Source organism: Spirillospora sp. CA-294931 (assembly GCF_050946795.1).
GTDB lineage: Bacteria > Actinomycetota > Actinomycetes > Streptosporangiales > Streptosporangiaceae > Spirillospora.
Genome location: NZ_CP192006.1, coordinates 2,319,034 through 2,343,859, shown reverse-complemented (window position 1 = coordinate 2,343,859; position 24,826 = coordinate 2,319,034). Strand labels below are relative to the sequence as shown.

The window sequence follows — 24,826 nt, the reverse complement described above, 5'->3', positions numbered from 1 at the left end:
CACAGTCCAATGCGGCCTGTCGAGGATAGTTGGGGGGTTGGTTAATGTAGCGCTCATGGTGGATTCCGGGGTTTGCTGAAATGAGCCTTATCACCTTCTTGGCGGTGGGGTCGCGGGGAGACACTCAGCCCTATGTCGCGCTGGGGCGGGGGTTGCGCGCTCGGGGGCATGAGGTTCGGGTCGTCTGCAGCCGGAGCTATGCGGGCCTGGTCAGGGACGCCGGGCTGGAGTGCGTTCCGCTGGACGCCGACATCGGCGCCCTGCTGGCCAGTCCCGAGGGGCAGGCGTGGCTGGCGGCCGGGCATAATCCGCTGGCGTTGGCGCGGAGGTTGCGCACACTGGTCGGGCCGATGGCCGACCGGCATTTCTCGGAGATCGCGGCGGCCGCCGAAGGCGCCGATTATCTGGTGTGTTCGACTTTGGGGCTGATCGGGCACTCGGTGGCCGTGGCGGGTATCACGCCCTATTGCCTCGCGGGATTGCAGCCTTCCGAGCCGACCGGGGAATTCCCCACCTTTCACGTGCCGGGCGGGCGCTCGCTGGGGCGGCTGGGGAACCGGGCCAGCCATGCGGTGGTGGATCAGGTGGGGTGGCAGGTGTTCCGGCCGCTCGCCGTTGACTACCGGCGAACGAGGACCCTGGGCAAGCCGTCGCTGGCCAGTCCGCTCGCGGTTCTGCGGCGGCGTAGGCGGCCTTTGATTTACGGGTACAGCCCGGCCGTGGTGCCGGTGCCCGGAGACTGGCGGCCCGATGTTCACGTGACCGGGTACTGGTTCCTTGAGCCGGATGCCGGATGGCGTCCGCCCGACGCGTTGGAGCGGTTTCTGGACGCGGGTCCTCCGCCGGTCTATGTCGGGTTCGGGAGCATGGTGCCCGGCGACGCCGGGGCGACCGATCTGCTGGTCCGGGCGGCGTTGCGGCGGGCGGGTGTGCGGGGGTTGCTGCTCGGGGACGGGCCCTCGGACGAGTCGGTGCATGTGGTGCGTGATGTGCCGCATTCCTGGTTGTTTCCGAGGGTGGCGGCCGTGGTGCACCACGGCGGGGCGGGGACGACCGCCGCCGCCTTGCGGGCGGGTGTTCCGATGGTGGCGACGCCATTCGGGGCCGATCAGCCCTTCTGGGGTGAGCGGGTCGCGGCGCTGGGGGTGGGGCCCCGGCCGGTGCCGTTCCGGGAGCTGACCGTGGACGCGCTCGCCAGGGCGATCAAGGCGGCCGGTGACCAGGGCATGCGTGATCGGGCGGGTCGGTTGGGGCGGCGGATCGCCGCCGAGGACGGCATAGCCAGGGCTTGTGACGTGATCGAGGCGGACATGAGGAAATTCCATGCTTAAGGTGACGGCCGTCTTCGTGGTCGCGGCGGCTCTGACGGTCGTGTCGCCCTCGGCGGCCGAGGCCGCCGATGAGGCCCGGGTGGTGGGCGAGCGGTGGCTGGATTCGCGGACGGTCGATCTGACGATCGCGTCCCCGGCGGTGGGACGGACCATGCCCGTCCGGCTGCTGGTCCCCAACGGCTGGTCGAAGCGCGCCGCGCGAACCTGGCCGGTGGTCTATCTGCTCCACGGGGCGCGGGACGACTACACCTCGTGGACGCGCGAGACCGATATCGAGGCCAAGGCCGCGTCGTCCGGCGCGCTGGTCGTGATGCCGGACGCCGGTTGGGCCGCGTCCTACACCGACTGGTGGAACTACGGGAAGGGCGGCCCGCCCGCGTTCGAGACCTTCCACCTGAAGGAGCTGCTCGGGATTCTGGAGCGCGACTACAAGGCCGGGGACAAGCGCGGTGTGGTGGGGGTCTCCGCCGGGGGCTACGGCGCGTTCGCCTATGCGGCGCGGCATCCGAAGATGTTCCGTTTCGCCGGCTCCTACAGCGGGTTCGTGGCGACGCAGTTGCCGGGGGTGCCGGTGCTGATGATGGCGGCGGTGTCGGCGGCGGGGCTGGACGCGATCGGCATGTGGGGGCCGCCCTACGGACGGGTGTGGCGGCAGCACGATCCGCTGTACCTGGCGAACCGGCTGAGGGGGCTGGGGCTGCATCTGTCCAGCGGGCTGACGGGGCTGCCCGGGCCGCTGGACAAGCCCGACGAGCCCTGGACGGCCAGCGAGGTCCTGGCGGGCAAGACCAGCACGGTCATGGCCCGCAAGCTGAAGCGGCTCAAGATCCCCGCCAAGGTGCACCTGTACGAGAAGGGGCGGCACGCCTGGCCCTACTGGCAGAAGGAGCTGGACGACACCTGGCCCGACCTGCTGCGGTCTATCGGGGCGGCGAGCGCAGCGTCGCAACGCTGATCGCGGCGCCCGCGAGGACCAGGACGGCGGCGAGCGCCAGCCCGGCCGAGTAGCCGCTCATCAGGGCGTCCGGTACCGGGGTTCCCGTATGGCGGGCGGCGGCCTGGCGGGTCGCGACGACGGCGCCGATGACGCCGATCCCGACCACGCCGGAGATCTCGCGGGCGACCGACAACAGCCCGGACGCCGTCCCGGCGCGGGCCGTCGGAACGGTCTCCAGGACGACGGCGGTGAGCGGCGCGGTCAGTGCCGAGCCCATGCCGACGGCCGCGAAGGGGATCAGCAGGCCCGGCACGCCCTCGTCCCGCCCGGCGGCCGCCGCCCCGGCCAGGCCCGCCGCCAGCAGCAGCAACCCGGCCGTGACGGTGGGCCGGGTCCCCCAGCGCCGGGCCAGGTAGGGGGCGAGGGGGGTGGCGGCGGCCACGCAGAGGGCGATCGGGACGAACGCCAGGCCCGTCTCGGTGGGCGAGAGGCCGAGCACGGTCTGCAGGACGAGCGCGGTGAAGAAGAAGATCCCGTTGACGCCCAGGCCGGACAGGATCGTGATCGCGATCCCGCCGCCGAACGCGGGCGCCCGGAACAGCGCGAGGTCGATCAGCGGGTCGGGCGCCCGGGACTCGACGGCGGCGAAGGCCAGGGCGGCGGTCACCGCGATCGCCGCCGCGACCAGGATCGCGGTCGCGGTCCAGCCGTGCTCGTGTCCCTGGACCAGCACGTAGGTCGCGGCCGTGAGCGCGATCGCCGACGTGACAAGACCGGGCAGGTCGAGCCGCCGCGCCTCGACGTCCGCGCGGGGCAGGGCGTGGCGGGCGACGAGCAGCGTCACGGCGCCCGCCGGGACGTTGACGAGAAAGATCCAGCTCCAGTGGGCGTGCTGGCTGAGCGCGCCGCCGACGAGCGGGCCGAGCGCCAGCGAGACGGCGACGGCGGCCGTCCACAGGGCGAAGCCGTGCAGGCGGGCGCGGGCGGTGAGGTCGGTGGCCAGGATCGCCAGGGTGGCGGGCAGCACGAGGGCCGCCCCCGCCCCCTGGACGATCCGCGCGGCCAGCAGCAGGGACGCGGTCGGCGCCAGCCCGGCGGCCAGGGAGGCCGCGGTGAACAGGGCCGTCCCGGCGAGGAACGCGCGGTCGCGGCCATGGCGGTCGGCCAGCCTGCCACCGGTGAGCAGCAGCCCGGCGAACGCCAGGATGTAGCCGGTGACGACCCATTCCAGGCCCGCGAGCGTGAGTCCCAGGTCGCGCTGGATGGCGGGCAGCGCGACGTTCACGACCGTGTTGTCGAGCGAGGTCATGAACGCCGCGAGCGAGGTCACCAGCAGGATCCAGGACGGTCGCGCCCCCGGGGCATGGCGTCCCCGGGAGCGCGGCCGTGCCGAGAGTGTCACCGTCCGGCCGCCCGCTCCGGTTCCCGGGCGAGCAGGTCCGCGAGGTGGCGGGCCAGGACGTCCACGTTGGGCGGGTCCAGCACCGACAGGTGGTGGCCCGGCACCGCGACGGTCTCGAACGAGTCGCAGACCTCGTCCCACCCGAGGGTGGCGTCGGTGCGCGTGTACCGGGGGTCGGTGAGCCCGTTGACCGGCGGCTCGGTGGCCCGGTAGAGCACGACGCGCCCCCGATAGGGGCCGGGCGGGTCGTGGCGTTCGATGGCCCTCAGGTCCTCGAACGACTCGCGCTGGTGGCGCAGGATGTCGGGCGCGACGTCGGCGGAGATGAGACCGGCGTCGGCCACGGCCTTCATGACCAGGTCGAACTGGGTGCCCTCGTCGGCGCGGGCGAGCTCGTCCAGCGGGAGCGGCACGGCCAGGCCGTAGGTGCGCTCCAGGTACGCGGCGTACCCGGTGAACCGGTCGAGCATGAGCTTCTCGGGCGGGACGCCCGGCAGCGCCAGCGGGCGCACCGAGTCGATCAGCGCGACCAGGTCCACGTCGGCGCCGTCGGCGGCCAGCACCCGGGCCGTCTCGTAGGCCAGGAAGCCGCCGAACGACCAGCCGCCGAGCCGGTAGGGCCCGCTGGGCCAGCGTTCGCGGATCAGCCGGGCGTAGTGGACGGCCTTGGGACGCACGTCCGCCAGTTCGGGCACCCGGTCGAGCCCGAAGCAGGGCTGGTCCGCGCCGAGCAGCTCGACCAGCCGCCGGTAGACGGCCGTGTCACCGCCCGCCGGGTGGAACAGCAGCAGCGGCGTCCGGTCGCCCCGGGCGCGCAGCGGGCGCAGCGGCGTCCCGGACGGGGCCGTGTCCCGCACGAGCCGGGCCATGTCCTCGATGGTCGGGCGGGCGAAGAGGCGGTCGGCGTCCAGTGCCTCGCCGGAGCGCTCGGACAGCAGCCGGGTGACCGTCGCGGCCAGCTCGGGCGTGCCACCGGCGGCGAAGAAGTCCTCGGTGACGCCGATCGGCCCGGTGGCCAGCGCGGTCTCCCAGACCCCGGCCACCAGCCGCTCGGCGGCGTCGCGCGGCCACACCAGCCGGGACGCCGGACGGGCCGTCTCCGCCGGTGCCTGGACGCCGAGCTCGTCGAGCACGGCGGTCGCCAGGTCGGCCAGCGTCGCCCCGGTGAGCAGCGCCGGGAGCGACAGGGCGACGTCCAGGTCGTGCTGGACGGCGTTCTTGATCCGCACGGCCATCAGCGAGTCGAGCCCGGCCCGGGTCAGCGGGAGGCCCGCGTCCAGGCGCTCGGGACGCTGGCCGAGCACCGCCGACACCTGGGCGCGCAGCCGCGCGGTGACCAGGCGGCGGGCGGACTCGGGGTCGCCCTCGCGCAGCGCGGCCGCCCCCTCCCAGTCGTCGTCGGGCAGCGGGGTCTCGACCAGGCGCTCGAAGTAGGGCGCGGCGCGGACCTCGGGCATCGCGGTGAGGGCGCGCCCGGCGTCCAGGCGGAGCACACCGGTGGTGGCGCGTCCCGAGGCCAGGACCGCCTCCAGCGCCTCCAGCCCCTCGGCCGGGGTCATCAGCTCCAGCACGCCGCCGCCCTCGCGGGCCCGGCCGACCTCGGCCCAGGCGCCCCAGTTGATGCCGGTGGCGGGCAGGCCGAGCGCGCGGCGCCGGTGGACGAACGCGTCGAGCCAGGCGTTGGCGGCGGCGTAGGCGCCCTGTCCCGGGGAGCCGAGCAGGGACGCGGCCGAGGAGAACGCGGCCCACCAGTCCAGGTCGGTGCCGGAGGTCGCCTCGTGCAGCCGCCAGGCGCCCTGGACCTTGGGCCTCCAGACCCTGGCGACGCCTTCGGGGTCGAGTCCCGCCACGACGCGGTCGTCGATGACGGCGGCGGCGTGCACGACGCCGCGCAGGTCGCGGCCGCCGGAACGGGCCGCGTCCACGAGCCGCTCGGCGACGCCGGGGGCGGCGATGTCGCCGGTGACCACGACGACGTCGGCTCCGGCTGCGCGCAGCCCGTCCAGCTCGCGTTCGGCCTCGGCGGACGGGCCGGAGCGCCCGTTCAGGACCAGGCGTCCCGCTCCCTGGTCGGCCAGCCGTCGCGCGACGACCAGCCCGAGCCCGCCGAGCCCGCCGGTGATCACGTAGGCGGCGCCCGGCCGGACGAACGGCGTCCCGGCGCCTTCGGGGAGGGTGGCACGGTCGAGGCGGGCGACGTGTCGCGTGCCCGATCTCCAGGAGATCTCAGTGTCGGCGGTCCCCGGCGCGGCCAGCTCGGCGGCGATGGCCGTGGCCGCGTCGGTGCCGGGGTCGAGCAGCGTCACGCGCAGGTCGGGATGCTCGAAGGCCAGCACGCGGACCAGACCGCGCAGCGCGGCGCCGGGTTCGGGCGCGGCTCCGCCGGTGCCCTCCCGGCCGACCAGCCAGAGCCGGGGGGCGCGTCCGGTCGTGACGAGCCCGCGCACGATCCGCGCGACGGTCGCGACGAGCGCCTCGGACGCTTCGAGCGTCGCCTCGTCCGGGACGAGCAGGACGGCGCCGTCCGCCTCGGCCACGGGATCGTCGGGCGTGCCGCCCCGGGTCTGATGGCCTTCGGCCGCCAGCCGCTCGACCACGCCGTCCCGGTGGGGGCCCGGCTCGCCGAGGACGAGCCACGTCCCGGTCCGGCCGGGCGCGACGGGCAGGGCCCGGGGAACCCAGATCGTCTCGAAGAGCTTGTCGGGCAGCGGGTCGGGCACGGTGCGGCGCTCGACCCGGCGGACGTAGATGCCGTCGATCTCCAGCACGACGGCGCCGTCGGCGTCCACCAGCCGGACCTCGCCCTGGAGGTCGGCGCCCTCCTCGTCGACGGGTTCCAGCCACGCGTGGCAGACGCCGCCGCGCGCGGGGTCGCCGAGCAGGCGCACGCGGCCCAGCTCCATCGGCAGGTAGGTGACCGAGGCCGGGTCGTCGGCGGGTCCCCGGGGTGCGGCGGCGGCCAGCGTTTGCAGGCAGGAGTCGAGCAACGCGGGGTGGACGTGGTACCGGGCATCGGGGACGGCCGTCCCCGGGAGCGCGACGGTCGTGGTGGCGGCCCCGTCGGGCGCGGCGTGGACCTCGGTGATGCCCGCGAAGGCGGGCCCGTGCCACTGCCCGGCGGCGCGCAGCCGGGCGTAAAGGTCGGCGGGTTTGACGGCCTCTCCTCCATCGGGGGCGGGCAGGTCGGGGACGGCGGTCAGCGTGACTTGGCCGTGCGTGACCTCGGCGCGCGCGTGTGTCACCCACCCGCCCGCAGGCGTACGGGAGTGAAGGTGGACGCGGGCCGACTGCGCCCCCGTCTGGACGAGCACGACGGTGACGGGCGTGCTGTCGCCCAGCGGAAGGATCTCCTCCAGCGCCAGGCCCGACAGGGCCAGTTCGCGTCCGGGCCCGCCGAAGACCTCCGTTGCGGCCGCGAGGAACAGCTCGGCATAGGCCGCGGCGGGAAGGACCGGCGTCCCGTGGACGCGGTGGTCGCCCAGCCACGGGTGCGCGGCCAGACCGAGGTCGGACTGCCACAGGTGCGTGCGCTTGCCCGGCACCTCCGCGTGCGGCCCGAGCAGCGGGTGCGCCCCACCCCGGGCCACGACCGGACGGCCGCCGTCGGCGATCCAGTGCCGTGTGTGGCGCCACGGGGTCCCCGGCAGGTCGATCAGGCGGCCCTCGACCGCCGGGGGCCGGGTCCCCCGCCGGATCCGCAGCTCCGCCAGGGCGGTGTGGAACGACCGGGTGTCGTCGCCGTCGCGCCGCAGCGTCCCCAGGACGGCCGGGCCGTCCTCCCCCACGGTCTCGGTGACCGCGTGGGTGAGCAGCGGGTGCGGTGAGATCTCCACGAAGGCCGCCGCGCCCGTCCGGACGGCGGACGTCACGGCCTGGGTGAAGCGGACCGGACGGCGCAGGTTGGCGGTCCAGTAGGCGGCGTCGAAGCGGGGACGCTCGCCGGGACCGTCCAGCACCGTGGAGTGGAAGGCGACCGAGGGCTCGGCGCCGCGCACGTCCGCGAGCAGCGCGGCCAGCTCGTCGAGCAGCGGGTCCACCTGCGGCGAGTGGGACGCCACCTCGACCCTGACCGGACGGGCCAGCAGCCCGCGCGCCGCGACGTCGTCGACCAGCGCGGCGACCTGCCCCGGGTCGCCCGCCACCACGGTCTGGTGCGGCGAGGAGAAGGCGGCCACGTCCACCCCGGGGAGAGCGGCGGTGAGCTCGGCGGCCTCGTCCGGGCCGAGGCCCAGCGCGGCCATCGATCCCTGTCCCGCGATGGACGCCAGCAGGCGGGAGCGGCGCGCGATGACCTTGACGCCGTCCTCGGGGCTCAGCGCCCCGGCGACGACGGCGGCGGCGACCTCGCCCATCGAGTGGCCGATGACCGCGTCGGGCTCGGCGCCGTGCGAACGCCACAGCGCGGCGAGGGCCACCTGCATCCCGAACAGGACGGGCTGCACCCGTCCGATCCCGGTGACCTCCTCCCCCGACGCGAGCACCTCGCGCAGGGAGAATCCGGCCTCGGCGGCCAGGAGGGGGTCGAGCTCGTCCACGGCGGCGGCGAACGCGGGCTCGTCGGCCAGCAGGCGCCGTCCCATGCCCGCCCACTGCGAGCCGTGTCCCGGGAAGACCCAGACGACCCCGCCCGTGGCGGCCGGGCCCTCGGACGTGACCACGCCCGGGCCGGGCTCTCCGGCTTCCAGGGCGCGCAGGCCGTCCAGGAGTTCGTCCCGGGAGCGCGCCACGACGGCGGCGCGCGCTGGTGCGGTGGCGTCGGAGCGCCGCGCCAGGGTGTGCGCCACATCGCCGAGCGGAGTTGACGCGCCGTCGGCGTCCAGCCAGGCCGCCAGCGCCGACGCGGCGACGCCGACCCGCTCGGGAGCGGTGCCCGACAGCGTCAGCGTCGTCACGCTCGTGTCCTCCGGGGGCGCGGACAGCGGGCCCGCCTCCTCGATGACCACGTGGGCGTTGGTGCCGCCGAACCCGAAGGACGAGACGGCGGCGCGCCGGGGCGCGTCGGGCACCGGCCACGGGGAGCCCTCGGTGGGCACGAAGAACCGCGTCCCGGCCGGGTCGAGGGCCGGGTTCCAGTCGGTGAAGTGCAGGTTCGGCGGGACGATCCCCGACCGCACCGCCAGCACGGCCTTGATGAACCCGGCCATCCCGGCCGCGGCCTCCAGATGGCCCAGGTTGGTCTTGACCGCGCCGAGCGCGCAGCGTCCCTCGCCCGCGCCGTATACCGACGCCAGAGCCTCGAACTCGATCGGGTCGCCCAGCGCGGTGCCGGTGCCGTGCGTCTCGACCAGCCCGACCGAGCGCGGCGGGACGCCCGCCCGCGCCACCGCCTCGGACAGGACCGCCCGCTGCGCCGTCCCCGAAGGCGCGGTCAGCCCCTGCGACCGGCCGTCGGAGTTGACCGCCGACCCGCGCACGACCGCCAGCACCCGGTCGCCGTCGCGCAGGGCGTCCGGCAGCCGCTTGAGCAGGACGACGCCGCAGCCCTCGCCGCGCACGAAGCCGTCGGCCCCGGCGTCGAACGAGCGGCACCGGCCGTGGGGCGACAGCATTCCCCAGCGCGACAGCGCGATCTGCGTCTCGGGCGTGAGGATCAGGTTGACGCCCCCGGCCAGCGCCAGGTCGCTCTCGCGCAGCCGCAGGCTCTGCGCCGCCAGGTGCAGCGCGACCAGCGAGGACGAGCACGCGGTGTCGACCGCCGCGCTCGGCCCGCGCAGGTCGAGCAGGTACGACACCCGCCCGACGGTGACGCTGTGGGCGTTGCCGGTGCTGGAGTAGGCGTCCAGCGCGGCCAGGTCGCCCGATCCGGCGCGCTGGTACTCGTTGTAGTAGACGCCGGCGAACAGGCCGGTCCGGGTGCCGCGCAGCGATCCGGGCGGCAGGCCCGCGTTCTCGACCGCCTCCCACGCGACCTCCAGCAGCAGGCGCTGCTGCGGGTCCATCGCCTCGGCCTCGCGCGGCGAGATCCCGAAGAACTCGGCGTCGAAACCCGCCACGTCGGGCAGGAACCCGCCCCAGCGCGAGTTGGTGCGTCCGGGGGTGTGCGGGTCGGGCGAGTAGTAGGCGTCGGCGTCCCACCGGTCGGACGGGACCTCGCCGATCGCGTCGCGGCCCTCCACCAGCAGCCGCCAGTACGACTCGGGCCCCGTGACGCCGCCGGGCAGGCGGCAGCCGAGCCCGATCACCGCGACCGGCTCGGCCGCGACCGTTCCGGCGGCCTGGCGCAGCCGGTCCTCGAAGGCGTCGCGCCGGTCCTGCGGGAGCAGCGCGAGCCGCTCGGTGATGCTTGTCATTGCCGGTCCTCCGTTCACGGGGCGCTCTCGATGTCGCTCAGCAGGTCGTCCAAGATCCCTCGGGGGGCGTCGTCCTCGGCCTGGGGCTCGGCCGGACGCTCGTCGAGCCGTTCGTCCAGGTAGGCGGCCAGCGCCTCGGCCGTCGGGTGGTTCCACAGTGCGGTCACGGGGATGCGCAGCCCGGCGCCCCGCTCGGCCTTGGTCCGGATGGACAGCGCCATGATCGAGTCAAGGCCCAGCTCGGCCAGCGGACGGTTCGGGTCCAGGGCGCCGGCGGCCATGCCGAGCTCCTCGGCGACCAGGGCGTTCAGCCGCTCCCTGCGCTCGGACGGCGTCAGCGACGCCCACGAGACGCCCGCCTCGCTCTCCGGGCGCGGGGACTCGCCGCCCTGGACGAGGTCGCGCAGCAGCCTGGGCAGGTCGGCGCCGGGTTCCGCCCCGGTCGTCGGGACGACCAGCGCGTTGGCCACGTCGCGCATGTGCAGGTGCTCCCAGGCCGTCCGGGCCTCGTCGACGTGCAGGGCGCGCAGGCCGAGGCGGCGCAGTGTCGCGGTGACCAGCCGTCCCCCGCCGGACGCCGCGAAGCCGAGCCCGTCCCAGGCGCCCCAGCCGATGCTGACGGTGTGGTCTCCGGCCAGCGACCGGGACCGGGCGAGGGCGTCGAGGAACGCGTTGCCCGCCGCGTAGCCGCCCTGCCCGGGGACGCCGAACCAGGCACCCGCCGAGGAGAACAGCACCAGGAAGTCCAGCTCCCCGGGAGGGAACACCTCGTGCAAGGCCCACGATCCGGCGACCTTGGGCCGCAGCACCGCTGCCAGCGAGTCGGCGTCGATCTCCTCCAGCACCCGGTCGTCGATCACGCCCGCCGCGTGCACCACCCCGGCGATCGGGGGCAGGCCGTCGCGGTCGCGGCGGCCGACGAACTCGCGCAGCGCGCCCGCGTCGCCGACGTCCAGCCGGACCATGTGCACCACCACCCCGGCGGACTCCAGCTCGCGCACGGCGGTGATCTGCCGCCGCTGGCGGCGGTCGGCGACCTCGTCCCACTCGCGGCGGGGCGGGAGCGGGGTCCGCCCCGCCAGGAGCAGGCGCCGGGCACCGCGCCCGGCCAGCCAGCGCGCGACCTCCAGGCCGAGGTCGCCCAGCCCGCCGGTCACCAGGTACGCGGCGTCGGGACGGCAGCGCGGCTCGGGCCGCGAGGGCGCGGAACCGGCCGCGATCAGCCGGGGCACCAGCCGTTCGCCGCCGCGCGGCGCCACCAGGTCGACCGGTTCCCCGGCCACGATCGCGGCCAGGGTGGACGCGGCCTCCCGCAGCGGCTGCCCGGCCTCGAGGTCGACCACGCCCCCGGCCAGTTCGGGGTGCTCGGCGGCCAGGACCCGGGCCAGCCCCCAGAGCGGGGCCTGTGCCAGGGCGCGCTCGTCCGCCGATTCCCGGACGCCGGAGGTCACCAGCCAGAGCGCGGCGCCGGTGCGCGCCTCGGCGAGCAGGCCGCGCAGGGTGGTCAGCGTCGTCCCGCACAACCGCTCGGCCCCCTCGGCGACGGACGCCGCCGGGTCGAGGTCGGGCGGCAGGACGACGACGGCGTCGGCGTCGCCCACGCCGTGGTCGGGCCCAGCGCGGCGGACCCGGTGCCCGGCCTCGGCGAGCGCGGAGGCCAGCAGCTGGGCCAGCGGCGAGTCGGGGCCCACCAGCGCGACCGTCCGGTCGGCGAGTGCGGGCGGCGGTTCGACCGGGTGCCAGGCCAGCTCGTAGGACAGCCGGGTCGCGTCCCGCTCGGGGGCGCTCGGGGCCCCCTCGCCCAGCAGGACATAGGTGGCCCGCGCCACCCGCAGCAGCTCGCCGCCGTCCCGGCCGGTGACCGTGATCTCCATGACGGTCTCGCCCGGCGCCTCGGCGTCCGCCTGCCGCACGTGCAGCGTCACCGGACCGGCGGGCGTGCCATGGGCGCGGACCTCGCCGAGGCGGGCGGGCACGTGCAGGGCCTCGGCGTCCTCGCCCCGCGCGGCGGCCAGCGGCGCCAGCTGGAGGGCCAGGTCGAGCAGGTCGGCGTGGCCCGCGGGGTCGCGGACGGGCTCGACGGAGCCGACCAGCTCGCCGTCCCGCCGGGTCAGCGCGGTCACGCGCCAGGGGTAGCCGCTGCCGACCACGCCCCGGTCGGCGAACAGGCGGTCGATGTCGTCCTGGGTCAGGGTCGTCCCGCGCACCGGGGGCGGCGCGGCGTCCGCGACGGGGGCCTTGGCCGACGCCGACAGGTCGGCGGTCAGATGCAGCGTCCAGGGGGCGTCGGGGCCCGATCGGGAGCTGATCCGCAGCGCGGGCCCGTGCGCGACGACCTGGACCTCGCGCTCGCGGTCGGGGGTCAGCGGCCGCACCAGCCGCAGGTTGACCGCCGCGCGGCGGTCGGTCCTGGCGGCGGCCGCCAGCGCGGTGTTCACCAGGACCGACGCCGGGACGACCGCCGCCCCGTGCAGGGCGTGCGAGCCCGGGTAGGGCAGCGCCTCCGGCACCAGCCGGGTCTGCCAGACGTCGCTTTCCGGGGAGGTGCCGATCCTCTGGTGGGTGCCCAGCAGCGTGTCGGCGGACGGCGCGCCGGAGTGCGCCACGCGGGCGCGGCCCGTCCGGGCCCAGTGGCGTTCGTGCCGCCACGGGGTGGTCGGCAGGTCGATGATCTGCGGGGCGGTGTCCGGACGGGGCCGCCCGCGCAGCGCGAGCCCGGCCAGGTTCGCGTGGAAGACGCGCGTCTCGTCGTCGTCCCGGCGCAGCGTGGCCAGCACGGCGGCGTCGCCCGCGCCCGCCTCGGCGAGCGTCTCGGTGACGGCGTGGGTCAGCACTGGATGCGGCGAGATCTCGACGAACTCGGAGTGGCCGTCGGCCAGCGCCGCCTCCACGGCCTGCCGGAACCGGACGGGACGCCGCAGGTTCGCCGCCCAGTACGCGGCGTCGAAGGCGGGTGGTACCGCCGGGTCGTCCAGAACCGTGGAGTAGAAGCCCGTCTCGGGCTGCCCGCCGCGCACCTCGGCCAGCAGGTCGGCCAGCTCGCCGAGCAGCGGGTCGACCTGCGCCGAGTGCGAGGCGTAGTCGACCTTGACGAACCGGGCGAGCAGGTCCAGGCCCTCGACGTGGGCGACCAGGTCGCGCACGGCGGCCACGTCGCCCGCGACCACGCTCTGGCGCGGCGCGTTGCTGACGGCCAGCTCCACCCCGGGGAAGCGGGGCAGCAGCTCGCCCACCCGCTCGGACGCCAGCTCGACCACGGCCATCGCGCCGCGCCCGGCCAGGCCCCCGGCCAGCCGGGAGCGCCGCGCGATGACCTTCACGCCGTCCTCGGCGCTGAGCGCCCCGGAGACGACCGCGGCCGCGACCTCTCCCATCGAGTGGCCGATGACCGCGTCGGGCTCGACGCCGTGCGAACGCCACAGCGCCGCCAGCGCCACCTGCATGCCGAACAACACCGGCTGGATGCGATCGCTTCCCGCCAGTTCCTCGCCCGAGGTGAGCACGTCCAGCAGGGAGAACCCGGCCTCGGCCGCCAGCAGCGGGTCGAGGTCGGCGACGGCGTCGGCGAAGTCGGGCTCGTCGGCCAGCAGCCGCCGTCCCATGCCCGCCCACTGCGAGCCCTGCCCGGGGAAGATCCAGACCAGGCCGCGCTCCGCAGGACCGGCCACGCCGGTGACGACGCCGGGGGTGCGCTCGCCCGCGCTCAGGGCGCGCAGACCGTCCAGCAGTTCCTCGCGCGAGCGCGCGACGACGGCCGCGCGGGCCCGTCCCGCCGGGAAGCGGCGGTCCAGAGTGGACGCCAGCGCGGGCAGCGGGGCCGCGACGTCGTCGGCGTCCAGCCAGCGCGCGAGGGAACCGGCGGCCGCCGCGACGCGCTCCGGGGTGGGCCCGGACAGCGGGTAGCGCCGGACGGCGGGCTCCGCCACCGCGCCGGAACGTTCCACCGGCGGGGGCGCCTCCTCGACCACCACATGCGCGTTCGTCCCGCCGAAGCCGAACGAGGACACCCCGGCGCGCGCCGGGCGTCCGGCCCGCGGCCAGGGCGAGGTCTCGGTGACCACCCTCAGCCCGTTCTCGGCGAAGTCGATGCGCGGGCTCGGCTCGCGGAAGTGCAGGCTGGCGGGGATGCGCCGGTACGCCAGGCCCAGCACGACCTTGATCAGGCCGGTGACCCCGGCGGCCGCCTCCAGATGGCCCACGTTGGTCTTCACCGAGCCGACCAGCAGCGGACGGTCCGGCGCGCGGCCCCGGCCGAGCACCGTCCCCAGCGCGGCCGCCTCGATCGGATCGCCCAGCGGCGTTCCCGTGCCGTGGGCCTCGACGTAGTCGACCTCGCGCGGGTCGACGCCCGCCGCCGAGCACGCCGAGCGCAGCACGGCCGCCTGCGCCTGCGCGCGGGGCGCCATCAGGCCGTTGGAGCGGCCGTCGGAGTTCACCGCCGACCCGCGCAGCACCGCCAGGACGCGGTCGCCGTCGCGGCGGGCGTCGGCCAGCCGCTTCAGGACGACGACGCCGCAGCCTTCGCCGCGCACGTACCCGTCGGCGTCGGCGGCGAAGGTCTTGCACCGCCCGTCGGCGGCCATCGCGCCCGCCCGGTCGAAGTTGACCGTGACCGCGGGCGAGAGCAGGGCGTTCACCCCGCCCGCCAGCGCGGTGTCGGACTCCCCCGACCGCAGGCTCTGCACCGCCTGGTGCACCGCGACCAGGGACGACGAGCACGCGGTGTCGACCACCAGGCTCGGGCCGCGCAGGTCGAGCAGGTAGGACAGCCGCCCGGCGATGACGCTCATCGCGGCGCCGGTGCCCGTCCACGCCTCGACCTCGGCCAGGTCGGCCGCCGTCAGATGGCCGTACTCCCCCGCCGAGACCCCGACGAACACGCCGGTGGCCGACCCGCGCAGCCGCTCGGGCGCCAGGCCCGCGTGCTCCAGGGCCTCCCAGCCCACCTCCAGCAGCAGGCGCTGCTGCGGGTCCATCGCGGCGGCTTCGCGGGGCGAGATCCCGAAGAAGTCGGCGTCGAAGCCCGCGACGTCGTCGAGGTAGCCACCCCAGCGCGTGGTGCGTTCCAGCACCGCGGCCGTCTCCGGCGAGCCGTCGTCGAAGGACGTCCAGCGCTCGCCGGGCACCCGCCCGATCGCGTCGCCGCCGTCCAGCAGCAGGCGCCAGAAGTCACCCGGGCCCGCCACGCCCCCGGGTAGGCGGCAGCCGACCCCCACCACGGCGATCGGCTCGCTGCCCGGAACCGCGACGGGGTTCTCGATGATCTCCGCCCGCTCCGTCCCGGGGGTGAGGCGCTCGACCAGCGCGGTGATGGTCGGGCAGTCCCACACGACCGTCGCGGGCAGCGTCCGGTCGAGCAGGTCCTCCAGCTCGCCCGAGAGCGCCACACCGTCGCGGGAGGTCAGCCCGTACTCCACGAACGTCCGGTCGGCGTCCACGTCGGCGGGGTCGATCCCCGCCCGCTGCGCCACCCGGTCGGTCAGCCAGCGGCGCAGCCGTCCGGCGTCGAACCCGTCGCTCATGAGACCTCCCCGGCGGCCGCGAAGCCGCCCTCCAGGTAGCGGGTCCGGGCGGCGGCCCGCGCGATCTTCCCGCTGGACGTGCGCGGCACCTTCCCGGGCGGGACGAGCACGAAGTCGTGCAGGTGCACGTCGTGCCCGGCCGTGACGGCGGCTCGCACGGCCTGCGCGACGTCCCCGGGGTCGCGCTCGTGCTCGGCCACGTGCCGGGAGTGCTCGGCGACCACCACGACGCCCTCCTGTCCGTCGGTCACGGCCCCGAACGCGGCCACCCGGTCGCGGCGCACGGCCGGGTGCGCGTGCTGGGCCGTGACCTCGATGTCCTGCGGGTAGTGGTTGCGGCCGTCCACGATGATCAGGTCCTTGTGGCGTCCGGTGATGTAGAGCTGGCCCCGGTGCAGCAGGCCGAGGTCGCCGGTGCGCAGCCAGCCGCCGTCGATCGGGGCCAGCGGGTCGTCCAGGGGGGCGGCGACGCGTCCGCCGAAGGTGTCGTCCGAGCGGATCCCGCCCATCCAGTAGCCGTGCGCCACATTGGGGCCGCGCACCCAGATCTCGCCCACGTCCCCCTCGGGCATCTCCCTGGACGACTTGGGGTCCACGATCCGGATCTCCTGGCCGACGGGCCCGCCGCACGCCACGTAGAGCGAGGCCGCGTCCGTGCCGGGCGGAACCGGGACGGCGTGCCCTGTGGAGAGCGCGTCGCGGTCGAACGCGGTGATCCGGGTGGACTCGTCCCGCGGGCTGACGGTCACGAACACCGTGGCCTCGGCCAGCCCGTAGGCGGGCCGCAGGGCCTCCGGGCGCAGGCCGGACTCGGCGAAGGTGGCCAGGAACCGCTCGATCGTGGCGGCGCGGATCGGCTCGCTGCCGTTGAGCACCGCGCGCACCCCGCCGAGGTCGAGGGCCCGCCGCTCCTCGGGAGTGACGCGCTCGGCGGTCAGGTCGAGGGCGAAGTTCGGGGCCGCGCTGACCGCGCCCGGGTGCTCGGCCAGCAGCCGCAGCCAGCGCAGCGGACGCTGGACGAACGCGAACGGGTCGATGAACACCGAGCCCACGCCGCCCGCGATCGGGGCCGCGATCGTCAGCACCAGGCCCATGTCATGGAAGAGGGGAAGCCAGCTCACCATCGTGTCGCCGGGCCTGACGCCCACGGCCGTGAGCGCCTGCCGGGCGTTGGCGACCACGTTGGCATGGGTGATCACCGCACCGGCGGGCGATCGGGTGGAGCCGGAGGTGTACTGGAGGTAGGCGATGTCGCTCGCCGCCACCTCGGGCAGCTCTACGCCGGACGGCGCCGGGCCGAGCGCGTCCACGGCGAGCACGGCCGCGGGCGCGGGCACGACGCCCTCGTCGGCGATGGCCCGGACGTCCCCCGCGGCGTCGGCGGTCGTCAGCCAGACCTCCGGAGCGCTGTCACGCAGCGCCCCCGTAAGGCGGGCCGCGTTGCCGAGCAGACCGGGCGCGAACAACGGAACCGCGATGAGGCCCGCGTGCAGGGCTCCAAGGAACGAGACAACGTAATCCAGCCCCTGCGGGACGAGAATCGCAGCCCGCGTCCCGGGGGTGAATCCCCGCGACACGAGCACGGCGGCCAGATCCCGCGAACGCCGGTCGAGCTCCGCCCACGAAAGCGAGCGGGCGACGCCGTGGCGGTCGGCCGAGTAGTCGACATAGGTGAACGCGGTGGCGTCCGGGCCTTCCTGGGCGCGGAGCGCGGCCAACGCGGTGAAGGGCTCGTCGATGCGCAGTTCTTCGGAGAGCATGGGAACTCCAGAAAATCGGCTCGATGAAAAGGACCGACCGGGCCTCGCCTTTAACGCGAAAACACCGTTATCGGAACCGGATGCACCTGCTGTGAACAAATATGAGGGGGTTCGGTCAAGCGGCCGTCGGCGACGGTCGCACCGATGCGTCCACCTGGTGAGATGGACCTGGAGCGAGGATCGGTGACTTCAGTGGCCGATCCCGTATCTCCCGTTCATGGCATGAAAGGTACGCCCGAGCACAGGTTCCGGCAACGGTCCTTTCCTGTGACGAACGACACTTGTCAGATAGCTAAGGAAATTCAGTCAATTTCATTCACAAGCCTCTTGTCGCCCCCTTAATGACCAGGTCATGCCGCCCGTGTTAACACCCAGCAAAGGACGGCAATGAAAACGTCAAGGGACGGCTACGGGAGCCCATTTCCGCCGAACGGTGTCCTATAGTGCGCCGCACACCAACGGCCCCACCAGCACCACGGCATGCCATGCTCCCGCCACGAAAATTTCCGCCGCCCCTGGCTGGTCAGAGGGAGGTCGCGGCGGGTGTTTCCACGCATGCGGGCGTGCGCGGGGATGGGAAAGGCCTCCACGGGTGGGCGTGGAGGCGGTGGGACGGGGCGGGCTAGTGACCGGGTGGTGTCACCACTGGTCGCTCTGCTCTTCGGCGAGCTTGACCAGCTCGCCGGACGGCGTCAGGTCGTAGCGGTTCATGGTCGTCAGGCGCGGGGCGTAGACGTGGACGCTGATGGCGGGAGCGGTGGAGACGTTGCCGACCTCGTGGATGTAGTCGGCGCCGAAGGAGCGCGGTGTGCCCGGGACGACGGTGCGCGTGGTGCCGAGGTCGCGTTCCTGGAGCTCACCCAGGGCGACGGCGAAGGCGCCCGCCGAGCCGCCGTGGTCGTGCAGGCCCGTGGACTGGCCGGGGAGCCAGCTGATCAGCCAGATCTCGTGGTCGTCGTCCTGGTGCAGCCGCTCGTACCAGCGGCCGTCCGGGCTCAGCCGGACGCGGGGCATCCATTCGTGGAACTCGGCGGCCAGGGCGCCGGCCAGGTCGGCGAGCCGGGAGACGGCGGGCGCGGGCGTAACGGTCAGGGACATCGGGTCCGTTCTTCCTCTCTCAGGGTGTCGGCTGGGCGGCGGCCGGACGACACAGGGCGCTCGCCTGCCGCCGGAAATCGACGTGCGGGCGTGACCAGAGAGGAAGGTCCGGGCTCATGAGGCTCACCCTGGCACCCGTTCCCTACTAAGTCAATCTGAATACTATGAAGATGAGCCGGGGCCCGAGTGAGGGCGGACCGGATTCATGAACCTCTCTTGAACCGCGCTCGACCATGACCTGGCCCGGCGCGGGTACGGGCCGTCCATGAAATCCTCCGTGCTGATCATCGCGACCGTCCTGGCACTCGGTGGATGCGGGGGCGGCGACGACAAGCAGGCGGACGCGCCCTCGACGTCGGCGAAACCGCCGGTGGCGTCCCCCAGCGCGCCCGGTCCCGCGCCGTCCGCGGACGGGCGGCTGGAAAAGGTCGGGGCGACCGCTCTGAAACCCATCGCGAACGGGACGCTCACCTCCATCGAGACCGAGGGCCCCGGCTGGGAGGTGCAGGTGATCTCGCCGGACGGCACCGAGCACGAGACGACGGTCGACGCCGCGGGCGACAGGATCACGCGCACCGTGCCCAAGCAGGAGGGCCAGGCGGACAGGGACGAGCACCAGCGGCGGATCAAGGCCGCGAAACTCGACTACCGCAAGGCCGCGGAGGCGATGCGCTCGGCCGTCCCCGGGGCGAGGATCACCGAGCTGAACCTGGACACCTACCGCGGCGCCACCGTCTGGGAGGGCGACCTGATCGCCTCCAACGGCACCAAACACGAAGTGAAGATCGACGCCGGGAGCGGCAAGGTCCTGGCGAAGTAACGGCGCGGCGGTAGGGTCCGGGGCCATGCGCGACGTCCCGGCGGAGCTGGCCGCTCATCCCGACCGGCTCAAATGGAACGCCAAATACAGGGATGGCGCCGGCGGCTCCTTCCTTCCGCACCCGCTGGCCGAACGGGCGCTCGACCTGGCTTTGCCGGACGGGCCCGTCCTCGAGCTGGCCTGCGGGCCGTCGGGCGCCGCCCTGCTGGCGGCCCGGAGCGGACGGCGCGTGACGGCGGTCGACATCTCCGAGATCGCGCTCGACCGGCTGGGCCGCGAGGCCCGGGAACGCGGCGTGGCGGAGCTGATCACGCTCGTCCAGGCCGACCTGGAGGTCTGGCGTCCGGACCCGGCCGCGTACTCGCTCGTCCTGTGCACCCTGTACTGGGACCGGACGATGTTCGACGCGGCCACCGCCGCCGTGGCTCCCGGCGGCGCGCTCGGCTGGGAGGCGTTCACGCTGGACGCGCGGCGGTTCCGGCCCGAATGGCGCCTGTCTCCCGGGGAGCCTGCGGCCCTGCTCCCCAGCGGCTTCACCGTGCTCGACCAGCGGGACGTGGACGGCGGCAGGCGGCGCCTGCTCGCGGTGCGCGGCGCCGGGCTGTCCACAGGAGGCGAGCCGGGATGACAGCCCGGCCCTCACTCCACCACACTGTCTTGTCCGGTCACGGCCTGGTGACCGGTAGATTGCGATGCCGGTCTTTGCCCTGATTTCACAGCCTTCTTAGGCGCGCGGTGGCAGGGTGTGACCTTTCGTGGTGTCGTCGAACCCGGAGCGAGTGAGGAAAAATGGCCGAGGATGACAAGCCCCGGGGCAAGCCCGAGGTCAAGGCGAAACTCCCCAGCGCCAAGAACATCCGCAGCCCGGAGTTCACCCCGCACGGCATCAACTCCGGTCGCGGCAACCTCGGGAGCGCCAGCACCCGGCCGTCCGGCCTCACCGCCGCCAAGGCCAAGAAGCGCCGCATCATCTGGATCAGCGTGGTGACGGTCGTCGTCGTCGCCGTCGCCGGCACCGTGGTCTGGTACTCCAACTGGTCCGGTCCCAAGGTCTCGGTCTCCGGGAAGTTCGGCGACGAGCCGAAGGTCAGCATCTCCAAGTTCCGCAAGAAGCCCACGAAGATGACGATCACCAACCAGGTGAAGGGCAAGGGCGCCACCCTCGAAACCGGCGACATGGCCTTCGTCAAGTTCGCCTTCTACAAGTGGGCCAAGGGCAAGGGCAAGCCGGTCGGCTCGTCCTACAAGCAGTCCAAGCAGCCGGTCACGATCCCCGTGGGCGGCGACAGCGGCGTCAAGGGCCTCGACAAGGCCCTGCCCGGCCACAAGGTCGGCGACCGCTTCGTCGCCGAACTGCCGCCCAAGGACGGCTTCGGCAAGGAGGCCGCGCAGGTCAAGCTGTCGGAGAAGGACACCGTCGTCTTCGTGGTCGACGTGATGAGCGCCGTCTCGGCCGGTACCCCCGCCGGGACGATGAAGAAGCTCGACGACAAGAACCTCCCCACGGTCGAGGACGCCGGGGCCCGCAAGGCGCCCAAGGTGACCATCCCCAAGGTCGACGCCCCCGACAGCCTGAAGATCGAGACCCTGATCGAGGGCAAGGGCCCGGCGGTCAAGAAGGGCGAGTCGGCCTTCGTCAACTACCAGGGCCAGATCTGGAAGACCGGCAAGGAGTTCGACTCCACCTGGACCAAGAAGAAGATCACCACGTTCGGCATCGGCACCGGCCAGACGATCCCCGGCTTCGACAAGGGCCTTACGGGGGCCAAGGTCGGCAGCCGGATCATGCTGGTGATCCCGCCCAAGGACGGGTACGGCAAGAACGGCCAGCCGCAGGCCGGGATCAAGGGCGACGACACCCTGGTGTTCGTCATCGACATCCTCGGCATCGCCCCGGCCCAGCCCGCTCCCGGACAGTAATCTCGGACATCTCAGACGGCGGGGCACCCGGCAGGGGCCCCGCCGTCCGGCCGTCCTGGGACGAGTGTCATACGACACGGGTGCGGGCATACGACAACCTTCGGCACGAGCCGATCGTCCTCTTTAAAGGGATGGCATGGGAGTGCGCAGTGACCGGCCTGAAGCACCGGACCCCTCAGGTATCGTCGGTAACGGAAACATCACGGGGGGCTTGTGAGCAGTAAGGGCGAAAGCCCGGGGGGCGTCCAGCCCGCCGGGACGGGTGACGTTGATACCAGTGACGACCTCCGGGGGAGGAACGGCGCCGCCGAGGTCGACTCTCCAGACGACACGACCGAGGCGAAGACCACCACCGGCGACGCCACGACCGACCAGGTCGGCGGCGATACCGCCGACCGCTCCCCCGGTGACGGCGACGACACCGAAGGCCAGGCCCCCGTCGGCGCCTCCGCCTCCACCGACCAGGACACCGCCGCGATGACGTCCACCGACGACAACGACGACCCCGCGGGCACCGCCCCTGAACCCGCGAGCGACACCGCCGACGCCGCAGAGCCCGCTGAGGCCACAGCCTCGCCCGCCGACGCCGACGCCGCCGCCGAGCCCGCTGGCGCCGCTGAATCCGCGAGCGGCACCACCGAACCCGCAGACGAGGCCGCGTTGCCCGCAAACGCCGCCGCGGCGCCTGCGGACGCCTCCGCCGAGCCCGCGAACGGCACCGATGAGCCCGCGAGCACCGCCGTCCAGTCCCCAAGCGCAGCCGGGTCCTCAAGCGCGGCGGCCCAGCCCGCTGCGGCCCCCGTCGGGGCTGGAGGTTCCGTGACCGGATTCGCAAGCGGGCCCGGGGGCAAGGGCGCCGGGACGGGTCTCGCGCCCAAGGGGACGGGCACTCCGCCCCGGGCGGGACAACCGACCAAGCCCCCCAAGAAGCAGCGTTCGCGCGCCGTCCGCTATACCCGGCGCACGTTGTTCGTCGTGCTGGGGTTCCTCGGCCTCTGCGTGGCGGGGTTCGCGATCGCGTACCTGTTCACGCCGATCCCCTCGCCGCAGGAGCAGGCGATCGCGCAGGGCCCGACGTTCCTGTACTCCGACGGCAAGACCCCGATCGCCAAGACCGGCACCAACCGCGACGCGGTCAAGCTGGAGCAGGTGCCCAAGGGCGTCCGGGACGCCGTCATCGCGGCCGAGAACCGCAGCTTCTACGCCGACCCGGGTGTCTCGGTGTCGGGCACCGCGCGCGCGTTCTGGTCGACGGTCTCCGGCGAGCAGCTCCAGGGCGGCTCGACCATCACCCAGCAGATGGTCCGCAACTACTACGGCGGCATCGGCACCGAGCGGTCGGTCACCCGCAAGCTCAAAGAGGTCATGGTCTCGCTGAAGGTCGGCCGCGAGAAGCCCAAGAACTGGATCCTGGAGCAGTACCTCAACACGATCTACTTCGGGCGCGACTCCTACGGCGTCCAGGCCGCCGCCAAGGCGTACTACGGCAAGGACGTCTCACGGCTGACGCCCGCCGAGGGCGCCTACCTCGCGGCCGCGATCCAGCAGCCCACCAACTTCGCCGACCCGAGCGGCTCCAACCGCGCCTACTCCGAGCAGCGCTGGCGCGCCGTGGTGGCGAACATGGTCCGCGACCGCTCGGTCAGCCAGTCCGAGGCCGCGGCGATGAAATTCCCGATGCCGGTCAAGGAGAAGGCCACCGACGTCCTCAAGGGCCAGAAGGGCTACATGGTTAATGTGGCCAAGAAGGAGCTCGTCGAGCGCCGGGGCTACAGCGAGGACGAGATCAACCGCAGCGGGCTGAAGATCACCACGACCTTCGACAAGCGGCTGATGGACGCCGCCAAGGACGCGGTGAACGCCAGGACGCCCGATCGCATGAACAAGAAGATCCGCACCGGCCTGGTCTCGGTCGACCCCAAGACCGGACAGGTGCTGGCGTTCTACGGCGGCCGCAACTATCTGGACGAGATGCTCACCAGCACCTTCGGCGACTGGGCCCAGGCGGGGTCCGGCTTCAAGCCGATCGTGCTGGCCGCCGCCCTGAAGGACGGCGTCAGCCTGTCCAGCACGTTCGACGGCAGCTCGCCGCAGTACTACAACGGCGCCCCGATCAAGAACAACGAGGGCCACAGCTACGGCCGCGTCAACCTCGTCACCGCCACCCAGAACTCGGTCAACACCGCCTACGTCAACATCGGCCAGGAGATCGGGCTCGACAAGGTCACCGAGATGGCCGAGAAGATGGGCATCCCGAAGAACCAGCTCACGGCCAACGGCGCCAACGTCGCGCCGTCGTTCCCGCTGGGCGTCATCTCGGTGCACCCGGTGCAGCAGGCCGGCGTGTACGCCACGTTCGCCGCCGAGGGCCGGCACCGCACGCCCTACGTAGTGAAGTCGGTCTCCGACAACAAGGAGCACACCCGCACCTTCACCGAGAAGGGCAAGCAGGTGTTCAGCGCCCAGGTCGCGCGGGACGCCAGCTACGCGATGCAGCGGGTCGTCCAGTCGGGCACGGGCACCAACGCCCAGCTGGACGACGGGCGCGACATCGCGGGCAAGACGGGCACCACCGAGAACGGCCGCGCCATCTGGTTCAACGGGTACATCCCGCAGATGGCGACGACCGTGGCGATGTTCCGCAGCGACAACAAGCCGCTGAACATCCCCGGCTACGGCTCCTTCGGCGGCCAGCTGCCCGCCCAGATCTGGAACTCGTACATGTCGGACGCGGTCGACATCAAGAACTACGAGCCCAAGGAGTTCGGCTCCCCGTCGATGTCCACCGGCAGCGGCTACGACTCGCCCCCGTATGGGAACCGCCCGAGCGAAACCCCGAGCACCGGCCCGACGACGCCGACCCGTCCGCCCACAGAGGACCCGGACCCGGGGCCGACCAAGCCGCCCACGGAGGGCCCGAGCATCCCGCCGACCCTGCCCACCGACCCCGGCCCGGACAACCCGCCCGACGACGATCTCCCACCCGGCCAGATCCCGCCCAACCCCAGACCCGAAAACGGCCGCTGAACACCAGAGGGCCCAGCTGCCACCCCAGGTAGCAGGGCCCTCTCCCGCGTCCGCCCCAGCACCCAGGCGACCACCGCCCCGCCACCCAATCGGCGCCCGGACGATCACCGCGCCCAACGCCCCATCAACGGCCGAATGCTCGCCGCGCCCGCCACCCGATCAGAGCCCGGGCAGCCACCGCGCCCAACATCTGGACGGCGGCCAACCCTCACAGCCGCCACAGCAACCGGGCGGACGCCCGGACCCGGGGCCGGTCAGTGGCCGGACGGTCGCCGCGCCCAACGCCCCGTCTAGGCCGGACGGCCGCCCACCCCACGGCCGCCGCACCAACCGGATGCTCGCTGCGCCCGGCGCCGGGGCGTGGCTGAATGCTCGCCGCGCCCGGCGCTCCGTCAGTGGCCGAATGCTCGCCCGCCCAACGCCCCGTCAATGGCCAAGCGGCCGCCGACCCACACGGCCGCCACGGAAACCAGGCGGGCGCCGCGCCCGCTGCCCGATCGGTGGCCGGGCGGTCGCCGCGCCCAGCGCTCCGTCAGTGGCCGAATGCTCGCCGCGCCCAACGCCCCGTCAGTGGCCAGGCGGGCGCCGACCCTCGTGGTCGCCACGGCGACCGGATGGGTCGCCGCGCCCGAGGCCCGGTCAGTGGCCGGGGGTCGCTGAGCCTCGCGGCTGCCACGGTGGTCGGGGGGCGACGGGCCCGGCGGGTGGTCAATGGTCGG

At 73.9% G+C, this 24,826-nt stretch carries 12 protein-coding genes; 6 read left to right on the top strand and 6 right to left on the bottom strand.

Going from position 1 to position 24,826, the window contains the following annotated elements:
- The first annotated feature begins 80 nt into the window (after positions 1 to 80).
- Positions 81 to 1,331, top strand: a complete 1,251-nt coding sequence (locus ACQPY4_RS10855) for a glycosyltransferase (protein WP_433335105.1) — start codon at positions 81 to 83, stop codon at positions 1,329 to 1,331.
- Positions 1,324 to 2,286 carry an alpha/beta hydrolase gene (locus tag ACQPY4_RS10850; protein ID WP_433335103.1) on the top strand — a complete coding sequence of 321 codons (963 nt, stop codon included), beginning with the start codon at positions 1,324 to 1,326 and terminating at the stop codon, positions 2,284 to 2,286. The genes ACQPY4_RS10855 and ACQPY4_RS10850 overlap by 8 nt, the downstream gene beginning before the upstream one ends.
- On the opposite strand, the gene ACQPY4_RS10845 is transcribed toward ACQPY4_RS10850, so the two are convergent.
- The 6 genes from ACQPY4_RS10845 to ACQPY4_RS10820 form a co-directional block, all read right to left on the bottom strand.
- Positions 2,252 to 3,598, bottom strand: coding sequence for an MFS transporter (locus tag ACQPY4_RS10845; protein WP_433335101.1), 1,347 nt, complete (start codon positions 3,596 to 3,598; stop codon positions 2,252 to 2,254). The two genes, ACQPY4_RS10850 and ACQPY4_RS10845, sit on opposite strands and share 35 nt — an antisense overlap.
- A gap of 68 nt (positions 3,599 to 3,666) precedes the next feature.
- Positions 3,667 to 9,960 (bottom strand): SDR family NAD(P)-dependent oxidoreductase, encoded by a 6,294-nt coding sequence (locus ACQPY4_RS10840; protein ID WP_433335099.1) that lies wholly within the window; start codon positions 9,958 to 9,960, stop codon positions 3,667 to 3,669.
- A gap of 14 nt (positions 9,961 to 9,974) precedes the next feature.
- On the bottom strand, positions 9,975 to 15,482 hold the full coding sequence (locus ACQPY4_RS10835; protein WP_433335097.1) for a beta-ketoacyl synthase N-terminal-like domain-containing protein: 5,508 nt from the start codon (positions 15,480 to 15,482) through the stop codon (positions 9,975 to 9,977).
- Positions 15,479 to 17,242 carry a fatty acyl-AMP ligase gene (locus tag ACQPY4_RS10830; protein ID WP_433335095.1) on the bottom strand — a complete coding sequence of 588 codons (1,764 nt, stop codon included), beginning with the start codon at positions 17,240 to 17,242 and terminating at the stop codon, positions 15,479 to 15,481. The genes ACQPY4_RS10835 and ACQPY4_RS10830 overlap by 4 nt, the downstream gene beginning before the upstream one ends.
- 639 nt (positions 17,243 to 17,881) lie before the next feature.
- Positions 17,882 to 18,340, bottom strand: a complete 459-nt coding sequence (locus tag ACQPY4_RS10825; RefSeq protein WP_433335093.1) for a cysteine dioxygenase — start codon at positions 18,338 to 18,340, stop codon at positions 17,882 to 17,884.
- Between the two features lie 19 nt (positions 18,341 to 18,359).
- A complete protein-coding gene (locus tag ACQPY4_RS10820; protein ID WP_433335091.1) occupies positions 18,360 to 18,458 on the bottom strand; it encodes a putative leader peptide in 99 nt (32 codons plus the stop codon).
- A 147-nt stretch (positions 18,459 to 18,605) separates the two neighbouring features.
- On the opposite strand from ACQPY4_RS10820, the gene ACQPY4_RS10815 reads away from it, so the two are divergent.
- The 4 genes from ACQPY4_RS10815 to ACQPY4_RS10800 all read left to right on the top strand — a co-directional run bounded on the left by ACQPY4_RS10815 (position 18,606) and on the right by ACQPY4_RS10800 (position 24,107).
- Positions 18,606 to 19,160 carry a PepSY domain-containing protein gene (locus tag ACQPY4_RS10815; RefSeq protein ID WP_433335089.1) on the top strand — a complete coding sequence of 185 codons (555 nt, stop codon included), beginning with the start codon at positions 18,606 to 18,608 and terminating at the stop codon, positions 19,158 to 19,160.
- 25 nt (positions 19,161 to 19,185) lie between these two features.
- A complete protein-coding gene (locus tag ACQPY4_RS10810; RefSeq protein ID WP_433335087.1) occupies positions 19,186 to 19,788 on the top strand; it encodes a class I SAM-dependent methyltransferase in 603 nt (200 codons plus the stop codon).
- Positions 19,789 to 19,949: 161 nt separating this feature from the next.
- Positions 19,950 to 21,080: an FKBP-type peptidyl-prolyl cis-trans isomerase gene (locus ACQPY4_RS10805; RefSeq protein WP_433335085.1), complete on the top strand. Its 1,131-nt coding sequence runs from the start codon at positions 19,950 to 19,952 to the stop codon at positions 21,078 to 21,080.
- Positions 21,081 to 21,293: 213 nt separating this feature from the next.
- Entirely contained in the window at positions 21,294 to 24,107 is a 2,814-nt protein-coding gene (locus ACQPY4_RS10800) for a transglycosylase domain-containing protein (protein WP_433335083.1), read from the top strand.
- The last annotated feature ends 719 nt before the right edge of the window (positions 24,108 to 24,826 follow it).

Bases quoted from the DNA above. Each gene is read 5' to 3' on its own strand.
- ACQPY4_RS10850 (WP_433335103.1), top strand. From the start codon at position 1,324: ATGCTTAAGGTGACGGCCGTCTTCGTGGTCGCGGCGGCTCTGACGGTC.
- ACQPY4_RS10835 (WP_433335097.1), bottom strand. From the start codon at position 15,482: ATGAGCGACGGGTTCGACGCCGGACGGCTGCGCCGCTGGCTGACCGAC.
- ACQPY4_RS10830 (WP_433335095.1), bottom strand. From the start codon at position 17,242: ATGCTCTCCGAAGAACTGCGCATCGACGAGCCCTTCACCGCGTTGGCC.
- ACQPY4_RS10805 (WP_433335085.1), top strand. From the start codon at position 19,950: ATGGCCGAGGATGACAAGCCCCGGGGCAAGCCCGAGGTCAAGGCGAAA.
- ACQPY4_RS10825 (WP_433335093.1), bottom strand. From the start codon at position 18,340: ATGTCCCTGACCGTTACGCCCGCGCCCGCCGTCTCCCGGCTCGCCGAC.
- ACQPY4_RS10855 (WP_433335105.1), top strand. From the start codon at position 81: ATGAGCCTTATCACCTTCTTGGCGGTGGGGTCGCGGGGAGACACTCAG.
- ACQPY4_RS10840 (WP_433335099.1), bottom strand. From the start codon at position 9,960: ATGACAAGCATCACCGAGCGGCTCGCGCTGCTCCCGCAGGACCGGCGC.
- ACQPY4_RS10810 (WP_433335087.1), top strand. From the start codon at position 19,186: ATGCGCGACGTCCCGGCGGAGCTGGCCGCTCATCCCGACCGGCTCAAA.
- ACQPY4_RS10815 (WP_433335089.1), top strand. From the start codon at position 18,606: ATGAAATCCTCCGTGCTGATCATCGCGACCGTCCTGGCACTCGGTGGA.
- ACQPY4_RS10820 (WP_433335091.1), bottom strand. From the start codon at position 18,458: ATGAGCCCGGACCTTCCTCTCTGGTCACGCCCGCACGTCGATTTCCGG.